A 17,396-nucleotide genomic window follows, 5' to 3' on the forward strand; every position below is an offset into this window, starting at 1 on the left:
CCCAGGACCCGATAGTGAGCACCCCCATCGCCAACTCCCAGCTGGCCGAGGCCATTAACAACGCCCTCGCGACTGTCATCGACCCTGAACTCCGGCGCCCCATCACCGAGTTGGGGATGGTGGATTCCGTCAGCGTGTCCGACGACGGCAGGGTCAGGCTGGCAGTGCTGCTCACCATTGCGGGCTGCCCGCTCCGGGACACCATCACATCCGACTCCGAAAAGGCCCTCTTCGCCGTGCCGGGCGTGACCGCCGTCGACGTCGACCTGAAGGTGATGTCACAGGCCCAGCGGGACGCCCTCAAGGAGAAGCTCCGCGGCCCCGGCGGCCAGCGTGGCATCCCGTTCAACCAGCCCGACTCCCTGACCAAGGTATTCGCCGTCGCCAGCGGCAAGGGCGGAGTGGGCAAGTCCTCGGTCACCGTCAATCTGGCGTGCGCCCTGGCCGCGCAGGGACTGCGGGTGGGCATCGTGGACGCGGACGTGTACGGCTTCTCCGTGCCGGGCCTGATGGGCATCACCCAGGCGCCGACCCGCGTGGACGACATGATCCTGCCGCCCGTTGCCTACGGCGTGAAGGTCATCTCCATCGGCATGTTCGTCACCGGCAACCAGCCCGTGGCCTGGCGGGGACCCATGCTCCACCGGGCCCTTGAACAGTTCCTCACGGATGTCTACTTCGGGGACCTGGATGCCCTGTTCCTGGATCTTCCGCCAGGCACGGGGGACATTGCCATCTCGGTGGCCCAGCTGCTTCCCAAGGCCGAAATCCTGGTGGTCACCACGCCGCAGGCCGCGGCCGCGGACGTCGCCGAACGGGCGGGTGCCATTGCCACCCAGACTGGCCAGAAAGTGGCCGGCGTGATCGAGAACATGTCCTACCTGGAGATGCCCGACGGCGGCCGGATGGAACTGTTCGGAAGCGGCGGCGGGGCGGTACTCACCGAGAGGTTGACGGCAACCGTGGGCGCCGACGTTCCCCTTCTGGGACAGATCCCGCTGGATATCCAGCTCCGTGAAGGCGGGGATGCCGGGGTTCCGATTGTGATCGGGCAGCCGGGGACTCCCGCGGCGGAGTCGCTGGCAGGAATTGCAGCCCGGCTCGCAGCTGTGCCGCGCGGTCTGGCAGGAATGAAACTGGGGCTGCAGCCGCGCTGACCCGCCCCGCACCGCTTCCTGGTGTGGTCAGGTGGCTTCGGTGTCGAACGGAGCGGCTTCGCCGGCGGGCAGGGACTGCACCACCCGCTGTGGCCTTGCCGGAGCCGTATCCGCGGCGGCAACGGCCGCTGCGCCGGAAACAGCTGCGACGGCGGCAGGCGCCCCTGCACTGACAGGCTTGGGATCGTCGTCGAGGAGCGCTTCCTTGATGATGCGCCGGGGATCGTACTGGCGGGGATCGTACTTCTTCCAGTCGACATCGTCGATGTCGATCCCCACTTCTTCCTTGATCTGCTCGCGGGCGCCGGAGGCCATGCGCCGGACTTCCTTCACAAGGTTCGCAAGTTTCTGGGTGTATTCGGGCAGCCTCTGGGGGCCGATCACCAGGATGCCGATGAGCAGCAGAAGAAAGAACTCCGGGCCGTTGATTCCAAACACTTTAGGAAGATTACCCTCTCCGGGCTGCCAGTGACGATTCCCGTCACGCGCGGGCGGAAACCACCCTTATTACTGGGTAAAACGGGCCACGATGTTGTTGATTCCGCGCTGCAGCCGGGTGGCCAGTGACTCCGGCGCACTGCTGCTTTCGCCCGTTCCGGCTGAGACACCCTCTCCGGCCTGGCTGGCCAGGCGCTGCAGGATGGGTAGGGCGTCGTCAGCGCGTTCAGCCGGCAGGTTGGACTCGTAGGTAAAGGTGCGGCCGGCGGTCCGGTAGGTGGCAGACCACGGCGAGGAGCCCAGGACCTGCAGTAAGTTGTCCTGCCGGCTGCCAGCATCCGGGGCCGGCGGGTGCTGTTCGGTGACGGTGGCGTAGTGGGATCCGTCCGAGAGCCGAAGATGGACCGCGGGCTGGCCGTCGATGACCACCGCTTGTGCCGACTCGAGGTGGAACCCCATGGCTTCGAGTTCAGGGCACGCCCACCCTTCTGAGCGGAGCATGCTGACCTGTTCGGCGCTCAAGGCCCGCCCGTCTGCCGGCGTCTGCGACGAAACGGGCGACAACGCCGCTGAGGCGTCCGTCCCGGTGAGTGGATCACCGGCTGCAGCAAAAGCGCCAACTGCCAGCACACCGGCGGCCGCTACCGTGCCGCCGGCCGTCATGGCCAACACACGGACCGCTGCCCGGGGCCTCGCGGCGTGGGCAGCAGCAGGCCGGGGCTCGGCGGCCAGCTCCGATGTGCGCGCCAGGAGCCGGGCGGTCAGGTCGTCACTGGCGGGCGGGATGGGGGCGTCCCGGAGCCGCTCCAGGTACTGGCGCTCCCGGCGCACGGCGGAAGCGCATTCATGGCACGAGGCAAGATGGCTGGAGGTTCGCTGGTGCCTGCCGCCAAGGGGAAACGGGGACCTCATGCGCCGTTCAGAGGATGCCCGCGATGCGCGGCATGGAAAGCTTGCGGCGCGCCTGCTGCGGACGTGGATCCCTGTGGGCGAGCTTCTCCCGAAGCATGGTCCGTCCACGGTGGATGCGCGAGCGGACGGTTCCGAGCTTAACGCCCAGGGCCTCTGCCACCTCGTCGTAGGACAACCCTTCCAGGTCGCACAGGACGACGGCGGCCCGGAAGTCCGGCGGGAGTTCCTCCAGTGCTGCCTGGACATCCAGGTCCAGGTTGTTCAGCTCGAAGCTCTGCTCAGGGCCCGGTTCGCGTCCGGGGAGGCGGGATTCCGCGTCCTCGGCCAGGGCATCGAACCGGATCCGTGTTTTGCGCCGCGCCTGGTCCAGGAACAGGTTGGTGGTGATGCGGTGCAGCCAGCCGTCCAGGGTCCCGGGCTTGAAGTTCTCGAGCGAGCGGAAGACGCGGACGAACACCTCCTGGGTGAGGTCCTCGGCGTCATACTTGTTACCGGTCAGGCGGTATGCCAGCCGGTAAACTTTCGCCGAATGGTTGGTGACCACTTCTTCCCAGGTAGGACGGACCCACTCAGCGTCGGGATTATGTACTGCAGGGACAGGTGCCACAACTGAAGATGACATCGTCCACTCCCCTCGTGGAATTGCTAACGCCCGGATACTGTTGACATCTCTGATTCGGCGCCGATCACCTTTTGGATGAGCGGATAATAATCATTTCAAATTTGGCTGGGAATTTCCTGACTGCGGGAAAGTTCAGCCGTGGGCGCAACAGCCCGCCTCCGCTGCCCGCTGCCCCGGACACAGTAGGCTGTAGAAGACATTCCCCCTCCCGCCCAGAAAGCGAAAATTCATGAGCGCCGACAAGTCCATCAGCTGGTCCTATGCAGAAGATCTGCCCGCTGAGGATGAGGTCATGCTTCGGGCCCGGGAGCGTTCCTTCGAACTGGGAGTGACCCCCATCGGACCGGGCGTAGGCGCCGTGCTCACCGTCCTGGCTGCCGCGTCCAAGGCGCAGACCGCCGTCGAGATTGGAACGGGGGCGGGAGTGTCCGGCGTGTGCCTCCTCCGAGGGCTTGGCCCGCAGGCAGTCCTCACCACCATCGACGTCGATGTGGAACACCTGAAGGCCGCGCGGGAGGCCTTTTCCGAGGCTGGCAGCCCGGCCAACCGTACCCGTACCATTTCCGGCCGTGCAGGCGATGTGCTGCCGCGGCTCACGGATGCTGCCTACGACCTGGTGTTCATCGACGCCGACAAGCCCGGCCTGCCCGGCTACGTGGAGCAAGCCATCAGGCTCCTGAAGCGGGCCGGCCTGCTGATCATCAATGACGCCTTGGACAAAGACAAAGTGGCAAACCCTGCCGGCCGCGAGGCCACCACGGTGGTCCTTCGCCAGGTTGGCAAGGCGATCCGCGACGACGACAGGCTCGCGTCAGCCATGCTTCCCACCGGAGACGGCCTGCTGGTCGCCGTCAAGAAGTAGCCACGCGGCAGCTTCAAGATAAAGGACAGGGTCCGCAGCACGGCTGCGGACCCTGTCCTTTTCACGATTATTCGGTAACGCCGACGAGGCATTCCTTGAGGTTTGCCGCTTCGGCAGCGTTCAGTTCGACCACAAGACGCCCGCCGCCTTCGAGCGGGACGCGCATGATCAGGCTGCGGCCCTCCTTGGTGACTTCCATTGGGCCGTCGCCGGTGCGTGGTTTCATAGCCGCCATGAGGAATTCCCCTCCATTTTGTCCCAGGACTGATCAGCCCGGGCGGGCTGTGTCCGCATGTCGATCAAGCCGCTATGGCGGCGGTACTTTCCACCGCCAAGGCTGCGCGTATTCTGAATGCTTTTTGTCCTTGCTTACTTACCATTATCGCGGAATTACCCGCACGTAGCTAATCGATGGACATTTTCGGCGGGCCGGTATTCCTGTCCTGACCTGCACGGAAGTCCAAAAAAACTATGGCGGGTAATCCCCGCCGCCCGGCAATTGCGCCCAGGCCCACAACCACACAATCCATACGATCTGCAGCAGCAGGAACATGGTCACCACCGTGCCCCGGTAGGCCCGGGAGCGGGACAGCAGCACGGCTCCCAGTGCCAGCGGAAACAGCGGCAGCAGCATGCGGAATGTACTGGTCTGCGGATGCAGGAACGCCAGGAGGTACCCCATGTAGCAGGCGCACCACAGGCGGAGTTCGACGCCGAGCCGCACCACGGGCGGCAGGAACAGCATCAGGCCAAAAAGGGCCACAAAGACGAACGGCGCAAGCAGTCCCAATACCGGCCCGAAGAGGTCGACGCCGGTATCAAACCACGGTTTGAACGGCACCAGGTCATGGCCCCGCCACACGGTTTCGGTTTTGGTATACGCCTGGAAGTCGCCGGTAGCGGCCCACGCTGCGGCGGGCCATGCCAGCGCGGAAACGCCTGCGACGGCGGTCAGGCCGGTGAGTGCCGCCATTTCACCAAAGGTGTGGTTGCCGGCTGGCAGGCCAGCCGCGCCGCCGCTCCGGAAGCGTTCCAGCAGGCGATACACCAGGACGAGCCCGAGCATGGCGGCGAAAGGGACGCCGATGGGACGCGAGAGGCACAGGAGCACCACCACCGGTATGGCCATCAGGTAATGCCGGCGCACCACCAGGAGCAGGGCCGCCGCCAGCAGCAGGAGCGACAGTGACTCTGCGTAGGGAACCTGCAGTATGGCCGAGACCGGGAAAGTGGCGAAGAAGGCAACGCCCCACAGCGCCGGGACGTGGGACACCCTGTGCCTGAAAAGGGTGTAAACCACCAGCGCCGCTCCCCAACCGGCCAGCATCGCAAGGAGGGTGAGTGAGGCGGCAGGAATTAGTCCCGTCAGCCTGCTGAGGCCTCCCGCCAGGGCTGGAAACAGGGGGTAGAAGGCCCAGGCGTTTTCCTGGACGTTGCCGGCAGCGTCTGTGGGGAGCTCTGACGGGTATCCGTTGGCGATGACCTCGCCGTACCAGCGCGCGTCCCAGATGTTGATGAAGTTCCAGTAGTCGGGCTTGGCCGGGAACCAGGGATTGGGGCCCTGGTGGAGCGCGGCGGCCATGAAGATGCAGGCGCTGACCAGCCGGGCCGAGGCGTAGATGACCGTGACCTGCACCCACCAGGGCCAGCTGCGATAGGCGGAACCGGCCTGCCCGGCCCAGGCCTGGGCGGCAGTAGCAAAGCCCGTCCGGCGGCGCGCCACCGTACTCACTGCCCGCTCTTCCCTGGCACCGCATTCCCGCCGTCGCGCGCCGCGGCGGTTCCGTCGTCGCGCGTTCCGCCGGGGCTGCCCTGGTTCGGCTCCTCAACGGCCAGCAGCCGGGCGCGCAGCTCGTCCACTTCCTGCTGCCTGGCAGCAAGCTGGTCCCTCAGTTCATCAAGGACCTGGTCCACCTGGTCCATCCGGTAGCCGCGCAGGCCCAGCGAGAAGCGCACGCCGTCCACATCCTCCGCAGCTGCGTTGGCCGGAAGCAGCACCGGGGGAAGGTTGGCCGGCGGCTGCTCGAAGCCACCGTCCAGCAGGGCCGGCAACGGGCGATGGCCCGACTTCCGGGGGCGCCGCCCCAGGCTGGCCCACAAAACCGCCCCTACCAGCACGATGGCGAGGAAAACCAGAAAAAAGCTCACTGCTCCATCGTGCCAGACCTGGCGCTGCCGCTACTCCGGACGCTGCTCCCCGTTCAGGGACGGGGTGATGGCCCCATGGAGGACGCGGTCCACCGCTTCGGCCGGATCGTCAACCACCTGGATCAGGTCCAGGTCCTTTTCGGAGACCATTCCCTCGGCTACCAGGGTTCCCCTGATCCAGTCGATCATGGGGCCCCAGAAATCGACGCCGAGAAGCACGATGGGGAACGACGTCACCTTCCGGGTCTGCACGAGCACCATGGCTTCGAAGAGCTCATCGAGCGTTCCCAGGCCGCCGGGGAGCACAATGAACCCCTGGGCGTACTTGACGAACATGGTTTTGCGGGCGAAAAAGTACCGGAAGTTGATGCCCAGGTCCACCCACTGGTTCAGCCCCTGTTCAAAGGGAAGCTCGATGCCCAGGCCAACGGATATGCCGTTGCCCTCCACCGTGCCGCGGTTGGCTGCCTCCATGGAGCCCGGCCCGCCGCCGGTGATGACCGCGACGCCGGCTTCCGCCAGTTTCCGCCCCACCTCGACGCCCATCTCGTAGTACGGGCTGCCGGGCTTGGTGCGGGCGGAACCGAAAACGCTGACAGCCTTGCCGATGTCCGCCAGCGCGCCGAAACCTTCGACGAATTCGCTTTGGATCCGCAGTACCCGCCACGGATCGGTATGGACGAACTGGCCGGGGCCCTTGGTATCGAGCAGATGCTGATCGGACATTTCCACGGCTGCCTGTTTGCGGCGCAGTTCAAGGGGCCCCTTACGGCGCGGCTGGGAATTTTTGGCCGGATCTGCATTGATGCTCATTCACCTAGGCTAACCTCCCGCGGCAGGTATCTCTTGAATCACGATCCGCAGGAACTTGGGGTGATTCCCGTCATAGCCGCCCGCAGTTCGCTAGATTCTTCCTATGACTACTCATGTGCCCGGCGATACCCTCGTCTCCCTGAACGCCGTAAATAAGCACTACGGCCAGCTGCACGTTTTGAAGGACATCAATCTGCAGGTCCGCAAGGGCGAGGTTGTTGTGGTCATCGGGCCTTCCGGCTCCGGTAAGTCCACCCTGTGCCGCGCCATCAACCGCCTGGAAACCATCGAGGGCGGAACCATCAGCATCGACGGGAAGGTGCTTCCGGAGGAAGGCAAGGAACTCGCCCAGCTCCGCGCCGACGTCGGAATGGTCTTCCAGTCTTTCAACCTCTTCGCGCACAAAACCATCCTGGAAAACGTCACGCTCGGCCCCATCAAGGTCAAGGGCGTGGCCAAGGCCGCCGCGGACAAGGACGCCATGGCGCTGCTCGAACGGGTGGGCGTGGGCCACCAGGCGCCCAAGCTGCCGGCCCAGCTCTCGGGTGGCCAGCAGCAGCGTGTCGCGATCGCCCGTGCCCTGGCGATGAAGCCCAAGGTGATGCTCTTCGATGAGCCAACCTCCGCGCTGGACCCCGAAATGATCAACGAGGTCCTGGACGTGATGATCCAGCTCGCCAAGGAAGGCATGACCATGATCGTGGTCACCCACGAGATGGGCTTCGCCCGCAAAGCCGCGGACCGCGTGGTCTTCATGGCGGACGGCCAGATCGTCGAGGACGCCACCCCGGAGGAGTTCTTCACCAACCCGAAGAGCGACCGGGCCAAGGATTTCCTGTCCAAGCTCCTCACCCACTGATGCACCGCTTTCACTGATTTACCGAACAACCACACTTCAGTTCGCACCCAGGCCGTGACCCACGGCCACCAATGAAAGGAATGTCATGAAGGCATTTATGACCCGGCGGAAGTCATTCTTCGTGGCGGCTACCGCTGCCATCGCCCTGTCCCTGAGCGCCTGTGGCGGTGGCGGCACCGGCACCGGCAGCGACCCCACCGTTGAAGCAGCACCCACCTTCGCCGCCGGCAGCACCATGGAGAAGCTCTCCTCCGCCGGGACCATCAAGATCGGCACCAAGTTCGACCAGCCGCTGTTCGGCCAGGTGGGCCTGGACGGCAAGCCCGTAGGCTTCGACGTCGAAATCGGCAAGCTGATCGCAGCGAAGCTGGGAATTTCCGCCGACAAGATCGAATGGTCCGAGACGGTCTCGGCCAACCGCGAACCCTTCATCGAACAGGGCAAGGTTGACCTGGTCATCGCCACGTACACCATCAACGACAAGCGCAAGCAGGTTGTCAGCTTCGCCGGCCCGTACTACGAAGCCGGCCAGGCCCTGATGGTTAACAAGGACAACGACGCCATCAAGACCCCCGAGGACGTCAAGGGCAAGAAGGTCTGCTCCGTCACCGGTTCAACCCCTGCCGCCACCATCGTGGAGAAGTACGGAGCAGAGCTGGTCCCGGCCGCCACCTACTCAGCCTGCCTGGAGCCGCTGCGCAACAAGCAGGTGGAGGCTGTCACCACTGACAACGTGATCCTCGCCGGCTTTGTGGACAAGGAGCCGGACGCCTTCAAGCTGGCCTCCGATGAAACCTTCACCAAGGAGCCCTACGGCATCGGCCTGAAGAAGGACGACACCGAATTCCGCAACTGGATCAACGACCAGCTGGAGGCATTCGAAGAGGACGGGTCCTACAAGGAGGCCTGGGAAGCCACTGCAGGTTCGGTCATCAAGACTGCACCCGAGCTCCCCGAGATTGACCGCTACTAAGTGAGTCCGGAGCTGCCGGGGCCGGTAGGCCGGCCCCGGCAGCTTTCAGCCTTTAAATCCGTCCACGCCCAAAGCCAAAGGATCCTATGGACGTCATCATTGAAAACCTGCCCCTGTATTGGAACGGTTTTCTCCGCACCCTCTTCCTGTCAGCCGTCTCCGGGATCATCGCGCTGGTCCTTGGCACGCTGCTGGCAGCCGCCAGGGTGTCCCCGGTAGCAGCCCTGCGCGGCTTCAGCACCGTGTACGTGGAGGTTCTCCGGAACACCCCGTTGACCATTGCCTTTTTCTTCGCGGCGATCGTCCTCCCCCGGCTCGGGGTCAAGTTTGAGCAGTTTGAAATTGCCGCGATCATCGCCCTCAGCACGTACACCGCAGCGTTCATCGCCGAAGCTGTCCGCTCAGGTGTCAACAGTGTTCCCGTGGGACAGGCCGAGGCCGCGCGCAGCATCGGCATGAACTTCGGGCAGGTCCTGAACCTCATCATCCTCCCCCAGGCCCTGCGGACGGTGGTCCCGCCGCTGATCAACATCCTGATCGCCCTGGTGAAGAACTCTTCCGTCGCCGGCGCCTTCTTTGTCCTCGAACTGTTCGGCTACGGCCGCCAGCTGGCCAACGCCAACGGGGATGCCGTCATCGCCGTGCTGCTGGGTACCGCGTTCTTTTATCTGCTCCTCACCGTTCCGCTCGGCATCCTTGCCAGCACGGTGGAACGAAAGGTGGCGATTGCCCGATGAGCTCAGTCCTTTACGACGTTCCGGGACCCAAAGCCCGGCGGATCTCCCTGATCGGCTCGATCGTAGGTTCCGTTCTGATCCTGGGTTTGCTGGCATGGATTGTCATGACCCTCGCCCAGCAGGGGATTTTCGAAGGCCGGCGCTGGCAGATCTTCACCCGCGCTGATGTCTGGATGCTCCTGGCCAACGGCCTGAGCGCCACCCTGTCTGCTGCTGCACTGGCAGCGGTCATCGCGTTCCCGCTGGGGCTGCTGCTGTGCCTGCTCCGCATCTCCGATGCGGCTATCATCCGGATCCCCACCCGGGTGGTCCTGGAATTCCTCCGCGGCATGCCCGTGGTCCTGATGATGCTGTTTGTCCTGCTGGGCTTCGGCACGTCACCGTTCATTGCCGTTGTCACCGGCCTGGTGCTCTACAACTCGGCAGTGTTCGCCGAGATCATCCGGGCAGGCATCCAGTCGCTGCCGCGCGGGCAGCGCGAAGCCGGCCTTGCCATTGGCCTGACCAGTTTCAAGTCCCGGATGCTCATCGAACTTCCGCAGGCAATCCGCCGCATGATGCCGTCCTTGGTGGCGCAGATGGTAGTGCTCCTGAAGGACACCTCGCTGGGCTACATCGTGGCGTACGGCGAGCTGCTGCGAGCCGTGCAGGTGATGGCGGACTTCCTGGGCACGCAGTTCCTGTTCCCCATCTTCTTCGTTGCTGCTGCGATCTACATCGCCATCAACATCCTCGTTTCCAGGCTTGCGGTCTGGATTGAGCGCCGGGGGTCGAAGAAGGCAGCCGGAGGTGTGGCCAAGGCCGAGCCCGAAAAGGCAGAGGCCCCGGTTCCCTAGACAGTTCCTACGCCGAACGGCCCGGACCATCAGGTCCGGGCCGTTCGGCATTTAAGCGCGGGCAACGTGCTCCTGGCTCAGCCCGCCAGCCAGTCCTGCAGCGCGCGGAGGCAGGTGCGGATGGCATCCGCGTGGACATGCTCGTTGTCCTTGTGCGCCAGCAGTGCATCACCGGGTCCGAAATTCACCGCCGGTATCCCCAGTTCGCTGAAGCGCGCGACGTCGGTCCAGCCGTATTTGGGTTTCGGCTCGCCTCCCACGGCGGCAACGAAGGAAGCGGCAGCCGGGTGCTGAAGGCCGGGGCGGGCGCCGGCTGCAGCGTCCGTGCGGACCACGTCGAAGCCCTCAAGGAGTTCCCGCACCACGGCTTCGGCCTGGTCCGGTGTCTTGTCCGGGGCGAAGCGGTAGTTGATTTCCACCACGCAGCGGTCCGGGATGACGTTGCCGGCGGTCCCGCCGTTGATCTTCACGGCGTTGAGGCTTTCGCGGTAGTCCAGGCCGTCCACGGTGACCGTTTGCGGTTCGTAGGCTGCGAGCCTTGCCAGGATGGGGGCTGCGGCGTGGATGGCATTGCTGCCCATCCAGGCCCGCGCCGAGTGCGCCGCTTCGCCCACGGTTGTTGCTTCAAACCGGCTGGTGCCGTTGCACCCGCCCTCCACAATGCCGTCCGTAGGTTCCAGGAGGATGGCGAAGTCCCCGTGCAGCAGGTGGCCGTGGTTGCGGACCAGGCGGCCCAGGCCGCTTTTCACCGCTTCCACTTCCTCATGGTCGTAGAAGACGAACGTGACGTCCCGCTTGGGCTGCGCGCCGCCGTCGAACAGCGTGGCCGCCAGCGCGAGCTGTACTGCCACACCGCCCTTCATGTCGGTGGCGCCGCGGCCGTACAGGATGCCTTCGCCCGGGACGCCGGACTCCCAGCTGGAAGGGACCGTTCCCTTGGAGCCCTCGGTCAGCGGCAGCGGCACAGTGTCCAGGTGCCCTGCCAGGATGACGCGTTCGGGGTGCCCCAGTTCCGTGCGGGCGATGATCGAATCCCCGTCGCGGACCACCGTCAGCTCCGGAAGACCCAGCAGCGCCGTTTCCACGGCGTCGGCGAGTTCCTTTTCGTTTCCGGACACGCTGTTGATGTCCATGATGGCGGCGGTCAGCAGCGCAACGTCCTGCCGCAGGTCCAGCCGCGCAGGCACGGGCTCCTGGCCGGATTCCTGGCTGGACAGGACGGACGCGGGGTCTGGAGCGGTTTCGGCAGTCACGAAGCCAGTCTAGTTCGAACCCGGTGCCCCGCCCTCGATAGACTGGAGCACATGACTGAGACCGCTTCTTCCGCCGTGCCCGAAACCCTGAACGCAACCACTGACGAACGCTCTGCCTACGGCTTTGGCGTGGCCACCATCGCCACTGCCAACGGCAGCGCCACCGTTTTGGACGTCTGGTTCCCCGCACCGGCCCTCGGTGTCGCCGCTGAGCACCTGCGTGCCGTGGAAAACGCTGACGATTCCCTGACGCAGATCGCGGAAAACGGCACCGATGAGGACCGCGGCACCGAGCAGAAGGTGGTGTTCGTCCAGATCAACCTTGACGAGGCCCCCGCCGACACCGCCGACGCCTACCTCCGGCTGCACCTGCTCTCGCACCGCCTGGTCAAGCCCAACACCATCAACTTGGACGGCATCTTCGGGAAGCTGCCCAACGTCGTCTGGACCAACTTCGGTCCCGCTGCCGTGGAGGGCTTCGAACTTACCCGTGCCCGGCTCCGCCGCCGCGGCGCCGTCACCGTGTACGGCATCGACAAGTTCCCGCGCATGGTGGACTACGTTGTGCCCTCCGGCGTGCGGATCGCCGACGCCGACCGGGTGCGCCTGGGTGCGCACCTGGCCGAAGGCACCACCGTCATGCACGAAGGCTTCGTGAACTTCAACGCCGGAACGCTGGGCACCTCCATGGTGGAAGGCCGTATCTCCGCGGGCGTCGTGACCGGTGATGGCAGCGACGTGGGCGGCGGCGCCTCCATCATGGGCACCCTCTCCGGTGGCGGCAAGGAAAAGATCACCATCGGCGAGCGGGTCCTGCTGGGCGCCAACTCAGGCGTTGGCATCAGCATCGGGGACGACTCCGTGGTGGAAGCCGGCCTGTACGTCACGGCCGGCACCCGCGTGCGCGTGCCCGGGCCCAAGGACGAGGTGGGAGAGGACACCACCAAGATCGTCAAGGCGGCCGAGCTGTCCGGCGTTTCCAACCTGCTGTTCCGCCGCAATTCCACCACCGGTGCCGTGGAGGTCCTCCCCCGGGCCGGCCAGACCGTGGAACTGAACGACGCCCTGCACGCCAACTAATCTATGGCTCGACGACGCGGCCTGCGCCGCCTGGCGGTACTGCTGCTGGCCCTTGCCCTGGTGGCCGGCGGCATCTATTCAGCGGTGTTCTTCGTGCAGCGTTCCGAAACCCTGGTTTCGGAGCGCTGCACCGCTGTTGTCGGCGACAGGACAGCCGAACTGGCACCCGACCAGGCGGTCTACGCCTCGCTGATCACCGCCGTCGCAGTCCAACGCGGGCTGCCTCCCCGGGCCGCGAGCATCGCCCTGGCCACGGCCATGCAGGAGTCCAAACTCCGCAACATCGCCCACGGGGACCAGGCCGGACCGGACTCGCGGGGACTGTTCCAGCAGCGGCCTTCGCAGGGATGGGGCACCGAGGAACAGGTCATGGACCCGTACTACGCCGTCAACGCGTTCTACGATGCGCTGGTGAAGGTCCCGGACTACGAAACGCTTGACATCACCGACGCCGCACAGCGCGTCCAGCGGTCCGCGTACCCCAGCGCCTATGCGCAGCACGAGGATATGGGGCGGTCCTTCGCCTCCGGGTTGTCCGGCCAGACACCCGAAGCCGTGCAGTGCACGCTGCGTTCGTCGGGCTCCGCCGGAGACGCCGCGGCGGTGGCCGCCGAACTCAGCACGGCGTACGGAGCGCTGGACGCTTCCGTGGAGGGACAGACCGTGGCGGTGAACGCCAGCGGCAGCCAGGCCTGGTCCGTGGCCCAGTGGGCGGTGGCGAATGCCAAAGGCCTCGAGGTGACCCGGGTGGAGGTGGCGGGCCGCAGCTGGGACCGTGCGGATCGGAACGGCTGGCAGGAATCTGCGGCGCCGGACGGACAGGTCCGGATTACGGTAGCCCCGCAAAGCACCCAGGCGGGTGTGGGCCAATGACTCAGACGAGGATCTCCACGACCGGCTGCACGTAGCTGCGGAACAGCTCCGGCTGGCCCATCAGCTGGTGGCTCATAATGATCTTGTCCGGCTCCAGGTACCAGGCCCGCTGCTCGTTCAGGGGCAGTTCGATGATGGTCAGTGTGAAGTCACGGGAATCCCGTCCCACTTCCATCAGCCGGTCGTCCACCAGTTCCTCCAGGAGCTGGTCCGTGCCGCTGGCCAGGCGTTCCGCCTCCAGCCGGGCGTACTCGCTCCTCCGCTCCCGCGCCCAGGTGAGGGCAGCGCCAAAGTGCGCCTGCAGGACCCGCTGCAGGGCGGGTGAGTTGCCGAATGCGCCAAACTCCGGCGGCGACAGTTCCGGCGAGGTCTGCGGATGGGCTTTGACCAGTTGTTCCCACCAGGCTTCCCACTCGGTCTTGAGCGCGCTCAGCCCGCCGACGTCGGCTGTCAGGTGGGTGTGGTCCGCCGGACGGATCTTGGGAACGGCATGGGACAGCGCCGGGTGGCCTGCGCCGTTCAGCCCGACCGTGTCGCGGACGTAGAGTGCGATCATCATGGGTCCGGACGTGTCCGTAGTGATCTGCCACCGTGAACCGCTTGCCTGATGCATCCGAAGTCCTTCCCTGGCGTGCTCCTGCCGGGTCTGCTGATCCGGTTTCGCGCCCCCGGCTATCAGTCTATTCCCGCTCCCTGCCCACGGTAACGCCCCTCAGCGACTCAAGCCGTCAACGTGGCGTTCCAGCACGTCGGAGCACATTTGCGCGGTCATCCACCCCGGTTGCAGCAGGGCATGCATGCATAGTCCGTCCAGTGTGGCCAGGAGGCGTTCCGCTTCCAGCACCAGGCTCTCCTGCGGTTCGTCCTGGGGCATCAGCGCAGCCACCACCTGCCCGGCAATCGCTGCCACCTCCCGGTGGCTGCTGTCGGCAACCGGGGCGAGGAAAGGCCGGATCCTGGCCGCGTTCTTGAACGCCATCCAGGCGCAGGCTTCTACCGCCCGGGACTCATCCAGGGGCAGCAGGCCACCCAACAGGGTTAATACCGCTGCACGCTGCTCAGGGCTGCGCGGCGCTGCGGCGGCGACACCGGGCAACGCCCCCTTGAGCCGGCGGACAATCCGGTCCACCACGGTGGCAAAGGAATAGGTCAGGAGTTCGTCGCTGCCGGCGAAGTAGTGCCGGACGGATCCGACGGCGAGTCCGGCCTCATCCGCCACCTCACGCAGCGAGGCGCGTTCAAGTCCATCCACCGCGATGATCCTGAGCACCGCTTCCACAACGTCCTGGCGGCGGGCTTCGGCATCTACAATTTTGGGCACTGCTCCTTTTTAGCACGGTTGTGCTCCATCGCTTGCCGCGCCTGCCGTCCCTGCCCGGCATCCGGAACATGGCGGCGGCACCGCGGCCCGGTGGGATAGCGTTGAGGCATGAAAATTCTGGTTACAGGGGGCACCGGTTACATCGGTTCCCACACTGTTCTTTCCCTGCAGGAAGCCGGCCACGATGTTGTTGTCATCGACAACCTCATCAACTCCAGCGAGGAGTCACTGCGCCGGGTTGCCGAACTCAGCGGCAAAACAGCTGAGTTCCATAACGTGGACCTGGTGGACGAAGCCGCGGTTGAGGCGGTCTTCGCCGGCAGCGCGATCGACGCCGTCATCCACTTCGCCGGCCTGAAGGCCGTAGGGGAATCGGTGCAGGAGCCGCTGAAGTACTACTACAACAACCTCGTGGGCACTTTGAACCTGATCCGCGTCATGGACCGGCACAACGTCCGGTCTTTTGTGTTCAGCTCGTCAGCGACGGTTTACGGCGAACACAACCCCATCCCCTACGTGGAAAAGATGGAGATCGGCGCCAACAACCCCTATGGCCGCACCAAGGAGCAGATCGAGGACATCCTCTCCGATCTTGGCGCAGCCGACGACCGCTGGCATATAGCCCTGCTGCGCTACTTTAACCCGGTAGGCGCCCACCCGTCCGGACGCATCGGCGAGGATCCGCAGGGCATCCCCAACAACCTGGTTCCGTTCATCGCGCAGGTGGCCGTTGGCCGGCGCGAAAAGCTCATGGTTTTCGGCGGCGACTACGACACCCCGGACGGCACGTGCCTGCGGGACTACATCCATGTGGTGGACCTTGCAGAAGGCCACGTGGCCGCCCTGAACCACGTGGCGGACCGCGCCGGCGTGTTCCGCTGGAACCTCGGTTCGGGCAAGGGTTCCTCCGTGCTGGAGGTCCTGCGCTCCTTCGAAAAGGCCGTGGGCAAGCCCATCCCCTACGAGATCACTGGCCGCCGCGCGGGCGACCTTCCTGCTTTCTGGGCTGACGCCACCTCGGCGCTGGCAGACCTGAGCTGGTCCACCACCAAGACCGTGGACCAGATGTGCGAGGACCACTGGCGGTGGCAGAAAAACAACCCCCAGGGCTACGCGTCCTGACGAGCCCAACTCACCCAAACACGAAACGGCCGCCCACCTCCAGGAGGTGGGCGGCCGTCGTCGTAAGGGATGTCAGCGGGCGGGGTAGTCCCGGGCCGGCTCGCCGATGTACAGCTGGCGCGGGCGGCCGATCTTGGTGTTCGGGTCGCTGATCATTTCACGCCACTGCGCAATCCAGCCGGGGAGGCGGCCGATGGCGAACAGGACGGTGAACATCTTCTCCGGGAAGCCCATGGCTTTGTAGATCAGGCCGGTGTAGAAGTCCACGTTCGGGTAGAGCTTGCGCTGGATGAAGTAGTCATCGTTCAGCGCCTTCTCTTCCAGGCGCAGGGCGATGTCCAGCAGTTCGTCGTTGCCGCCGAGCTTGGTGAGGATCTCGTGGGCCGTGGCCTTGACGATCTTGGCACGCGGATCGTAGTTCTTGTAGACCCGGTGTCCGAAGCCCATGAGCCGGACGCCGTCTTCCTTGTTCTTGACCTTCTCCATGTAGTCCTCGGGCTTGGTGCCCTCGGCCTGGATCTGGCGCAGCATCTTCAGCACGGCTTCGTTGGCGCCGCCGTGGGCGGGTCCGAAGAGTGCGTTGATACCGGCGGAAACGGAGGCGAACAGGTTGGCGTTGGAGGAACCCACCAGGCGCACCGTGGACGTGGAGCAGTTCTGCTCGTGGTCGGCGTGCAGGATGAGGAGCAGGTCCAGGGCCTTGGCGACGACGGGGTCAACCTCGTACTGCTCGGCCGGCAGGCCGAAGCTGAGGCGCAGGAAGTTCTCCACCAGGTTGTGGGAGTTGTCCGGGTACAGCATGGGCTGGCCGATGGACTTCTTGTGCGCGTAGGCAGCGATGACGGGCAGCTTGGCCATCAGGCGGATGGTGGAAACTTCCACCTGCTCGGCGTTGAACGGGTCCAGCGAGTCCTGGTAGAAGGTGGACAGCGCGGAGACGGCTGAGGACAGGACGGGCATGGGGTGCGCGTCGCGGGGGAAGCCGCCGAAGAAGCCCTTCAGCTCCTCGTGAAGCAGCGTGTGGCGCCGGATCTTCTGGTCGAACTCGTCCAGCTCGGTGGGCGTGGGCAGGTTGCCGTAAATCAGCAGGTAGGACACCTCGAGGAAGCTGGAGTGCTGCGCCAGCTGCTCGATGGGGTATCCGCGGTACCGCAGGATGCCCGCATCGCCGTCGATGTAGGTGATAGCCGAGGTGGTTGCTGCGGTGTTCATGAAGCCGGGGTCAAAGGTGACTGCGCCCGTCTGCTTCAGCAGCTTGGAAACGTCGTAACCTTCGTTTCCTTCAATAACCTGGATGCGCGGGAGCTTGAGCTCGCCTCCTGCATGGAGCAGGGTAGCCGCGTTGTTGGTCTCAGTCATGGAGTCCCCTTCATGAGGCTCTCTGGGCCTC

General features: G+C 65.2%; 20 protein-coding genes. 9 read left to right on the forward strand and 11 right to left on the reverse strand.

Annotated elements, in window-relative coordinates:
- Nucleotides 1-14 precede the first annotated feature (14 nt).
- Nucleotides 15-1,157 carry an Mrp/NBP35 family ATP-binding protein gene (locus DXK94_RS11930; RefSeq protein ID WP_115525130.1) on the forward strand — a complete coding sequence of 381 codons (1,143 nt, stop codon included), beginning with the start codon at nt 15-17 and terminating at the stop codon, nt 1,155-1,157.
- A 27-nt stretch (nt 1,158-1,184) separates the two neighbouring features.
- Here DXK94_RS11930 and DXK94_RS11935 read toward each other — a convergent pair whose 3' ends face one another.
- From DXK94_RS11935 to sigE, 3 genes are all read right to left on the reverse strand, one after another.
- Nucleotides 1,185-1,595: a Sec-independent protein translocase TatB gene (locus tag DXK94_RS11935; RefSeq protein WP_115525131.1), complete on the reverse strand. Its 411-nt coding sequence runs from the start codon at nt 1,593-1,595 to the stop codon at nt 1,185-1,187.
- Between the two features lie 69 nt (nt 1,596-1,664).
- A complete protein-coding gene (locus DXK94_RS11940; RefSeq protein ID WP_181884816.1) occupies nt 1,665-2,507 on the reverse strand; it encodes an anti-sigma factor in 843 nt (280 codons plus the stop codon).
- Between the two features lie 7 nt (nt 2,508-2,514).
- Entirely contained in the window at nt 2,515-3,129 is a 615-nt protein-coding gene (sigE, locus tag DXK94_RS11945; RefSeq protein WP_079597321.1) for an RNA polymerase sigma factor SigE, read from the reverse strand.
- Nucleotides 3,130-3,358: 229 nt separating this feature from the next.
- Here sigE and DXK94_RS11950 point away from each other — a divergent pair, with 229 nt between their 5' ends.
- Nucleotides 3,359-3,991 (forward strand): O-methyltransferase, encoded by a 633-nt coding sequence (locus DXK94_RS11950; protein WP_079597322.1) that lies wholly within the window; start codon nt 3,359-3,361, stop codon nt 3,989-3,991.
- Nucleotides 3,992-4,058: 67 nt separating this feature from the next.
- Here the strand turns inward: DXK94_RS11950 and DXK94_RS11955 are convergent, their stop codons facing one another.
- The 4 genes from DXK94_RS11955 to DXK94_RS11970 form a co-directional block, all read right to left on the reverse strand.
- Nucleotides 4,059-4,226 carry a DUF3117 domain-containing protein gene (locus DXK94_RS11955; protein ID WP_009357720.1) on the reverse strand — a complete coding sequence of 56 codons (168 nt, stop codon included), beginning with the start codon at nt 4,224-4,226 and terminating at the stop codon, nt 4,059-4,061.
- A gap of 234 nt (nt 4,227-4,460) precedes the next feature.
- Complete coding sequence (locus tag DXK94_RS11960) at nt 4,461-5,723, reverse strand: hypothetical protein (RefSeq protein WP_181884817.1); 1,263 nt, start codon at nt 5,721-5,723, stop codon at nt 4,461-4,463.
- Nucleotides 5,720-6,139 (reverse strand): DivIVA domain-containing protein, encoded by a 420-nt coding sequence (locus tag DXK94_RS11965; RefSeq protein ID WP_115525133.1) that lies wholly within the window; start codon nt 6,137-6,139, stop codon nt 5,720-5,722. Before DXK94_RS11965 ends, DXK94_RS11960 begins: the two co-directional genes overlap by 4 nt.
- A 30-nt stretch (nt 6,140-6,169) precedes the next feature.
- The gene (locus DXK94_RS11970; protein ID WP_079597325.1) at nt 6,170-6,952 is read right to left on the reverse strand and encodes a TIGR00730 family Rossman fold protein; all 783 of its coding nucleotides are present in this window, start codon (nt 6,950-6,952) and stop codon (nt 6,170-6,172) included.
- A gap of 103 nt (nt 6,953-7,055) precedes the next feature.
- On the opposite strand from DXK94_RS11970, the gene DXK94_RS11975 reads away from it, so the two are divergent.
- From DXK94_RS11975 to DXK94_RS11990, 4 genes are all read left to right on the forward strand, one after another.
- On the forward strand, nt 7,056-7,811 hold the full coding sequence (locus tag DXK94_RS11975; RefSeq protein WP_079597326.1) for an amino acid ABC transporter ATP-binding protein: 756 nt from the start codon (nt 7,056-7,058) through the stop codon (nt 7,809-7,811).
- A gap of 85 nt (nt 7,812-7,896) precedes the next feature.
- Nucleotides 7,897-8,784: a glutamate ABC transporter substrate-binding protein gene (locus tag DXK94_RS11980; RefSeq protein ID WP_115525134.1), complete on the forward strand. Its 888-nt coding sequence runs from the start codon at nt 7,897-7,899 to the stop codon at nt 8,782-8,784.
- An 86-nt stretch (nt 8,785-8,870) separates the two neighbouring features.
- A complete protein-coding gene (locus DXK94_RS11985; protein ID WP_079597328.1) occupies nt 8,871-9,521 on the forward strand; it encodes an amino acid ABC transporter permease in 651 nt (216 codons plus the stop codon).
- Nucleotides 9,518-10,357 (forward strand): amino acid ABC transporter permease, encoded by an 840-nt coding sequence (locus DXK94_RS11990; protein ID WP_079597329.1) that lies wholly within the window; start codon nt 9,518-9,520, stop codon nt 10,355-10,357. Before DXK94_RS11985 ends, DXK94_RS11990 begins: the two co-directional genes overlap by 4 nt.
- A gap of 77 nt (nt 10,358-10,434) precedes the next feature.
- Here the strand turns inward: DXK94_RS11990 and dapE are convergent, their stop codons facing one another.
- Entirely contained in the window at nt 10,435-11,610 is a 1,176-nt protein-coding gene (gene dapE, locus DXK94_RS11995) for a succinyl-diaminopimelate desuccinylase (protein ID WP_395929114.1), read from the reverse strand.
- A gap of 51 nt (nt 11,611-11,661) precedes the next feature.
- Here dapE and dapD point away from each other — a divergent pair, with 51 nt between their 5' ends.
- Both dapD and DXK94_RS12005 read left to right on the forward strand, forming a co-directional pair.
- A complete protein-coding gene (dapD, locus tag DXK94_RS12000) occupies nt 11,662-12,690 on the forward strand; it encodes a 2,3,4,5-tetrahydropyridine-2,6-dicarboxylate N-succinyltransferase (RefSeq protein ID WP_079597331.1) in 1,029 nt (342 codons plus the stop codon).
- 3 nt (nt 12,691-12,693) lie between these two features.
- Nucleotides 12,694-13,563, forward strand: coding sequence for a hypothetical protein (locus DXK94_RS12005; protein WP_115525135.1), 870 nt, complete (start codon nt 12,694-12,696; stop codon nt 13,561-13,563).
- Nucleotide 13,564: 1 nt separating this feature from the next.
- Here DXK94_RS12005 and DXK94_RS12010 read toward each other — a convergent pair whose 3' ends face one another.
- Both DXK94_RS12010 and DXK94_RS12015 read right to left on the reverse strand, forming a co-directional pair.
- The gene (locus DXK94_RS12010) at nt 13,565-14,176 is read right to left on the reverse strand and encodes a hypothetical protein (RefSeq protein WP_079597333.1); all 612 of its coding nucleotides are present in this window, start codon (nt 14,174-14,176) and stop codon (nt 13,565-13,567) included.
- Nucleotides 14,177-14,275: 99 nt separating this feature from the next.
- A complete protein-coding gene (locus DXK94_RS12015; protein WP_115525136.1) occupies nt 14,276-14,884 on the reverse strand; it encodes a TetR/AcrR family transcriptional regulator in 609 nt (202 codons plus the stop codon).
- Nucleotides 14,885-14,992: 108 nt separating this feature from the next.
- Here DXK94_RS12015 and galE point away from each other — a divergent pair, with 108 nt between their 5' ends.
- Complete coding sequence (galE, locus tag DXK94_RS12020) at nt 14,993-16,006, forward strand: UDP-glucose 4-epimerase GalE (RefSeq protein WP_115525137.1); 1,014 nt, start codon at nt 14,993-14,995, stop codon at nt 16,004-16,006.
- Between the two features lie 72 nt (nt 16,007-16,078).
- On the opposite strand, the gene DXK94_RS12025 is transcribed toward galE, so the two are convergent.
- Complete coding sequence (locus DXK94_RS12025; protein WP_079597336.1) at nt 16,079-17,365, reverse strand: citrate synthase; 1,287 nt, start codon at nt 17,363-17,365, stop codon at nt 16,079-16,081.
- Between the last annotated feature and the right edge of the window lie 31 nt (nt 17,366-17,396).

The sequence above is a fragment of the Arthrobacter sp. RT-1 genome (assembly GCF_003367205.1).
Taxonomy (GTDB): domain Bacteria; phylum Actinomycetota; class Actinomycetes; order Actinomycetales; family Micrococcaceae; genus Arthrobacter.

Bases quoted from the DNA above. Each gene is read 5' to 3' on its own strand.
- DXK94_RS11940 (WP_181884816.1), bottom strand. From the start codon at position 2,507: ATGAGGTCCCCGTTTCCCCTTGGCGGCAGGCACCAGCGAACCTCCAGC.
- sigE (WP_079597321.1), bottom strand. From the start codon at position 3,129: ATGTCATCTTCAGTTGTGGCACCTGTCCCTGCAGTACATAATCCCGAC.
- DXK94_RS11950 (WP_079597322.1), top strand. From the start codon at position 3,359: ATGAGCGCCGACAAGTCCATCAGCTGGTCCTATGCAGAAGATCTGCCC.
- DXK94_RS11955 (WP_009357720.1), bottom strand. From the start codon at position 4,226: ATGGCGGCTATGAAACCACGCACCGGCGACGGCCCAATGGAAGTCACC.
- DXK94_RS11970 (WP_079597325.1), bottom strand. From the start codon at position 6,952: ATGAGCATCAATGCAGATCCGGCCAAAAATTCCCAGCCGCGCCGTAAG.
- DXK94_RS11975 (WP_079597326.1), top strand. From the start codon at position 7,056: ATGACTACTCATGTGCCCGGCGATACCCTCGTCTCCCTGAACGCCGTA.
- DXK94_RS11980 (WP_115525134.1), top strand. From the start codon at position 7,897: ATGAAGGCATTTATGACCCGGCGGAAGTCATTCTTCGTGGCGGCTACC.
- DXK94_RS11985 (WP_079597328.1), top strand. From the start codon at position 8,871: ATGGACGTCATCATTGAAAACCTGCCCCTGTATTGGAACGGTTTTCTC.
- DXK94_RS11990 (WP_079597329.1), top strand. From the start codon at position 9,518: ATGAGCTCAGTCCTTTACGACGTTCCGGGACCCAAAGCCCGGCGGATC.
- dapD (WP_079597331.1), top strand. From the start codon at position 11,662: ATGACTGAGACCGCTTCTTCCGCCGTGCCCGAAACCCTGAACGCAACC.
- DXK94_RS12005 (WP_115525135.1), top strand. From the start codon at position 12,694: ATGGCTCGACGACGCGGCCTGCGCCGCCTGGCGGTACTGCTGCTGGCC.
- DXK94_RS12010 (WP_079597333.1), bottom strand. From the start codon at position 14,176: ATGCATCAGGCAAGCGGTTCACGGTGGCAGATCACTACGGACACGTCC.
- galE (WP_115525137.1), top strand. From the start codon at position 14,993: ATGAAAATTCTGGTTACAGGGGGCACCGGTTACATCGGTTCCCACACT.
- DXK94_RS12025 (WP_079597336.1), bottom strand. From the start codon at position 17,365: ATGACTGAGACCAACAACGCGGCTACCCTGCTCCATGCAGGAGGCGAG.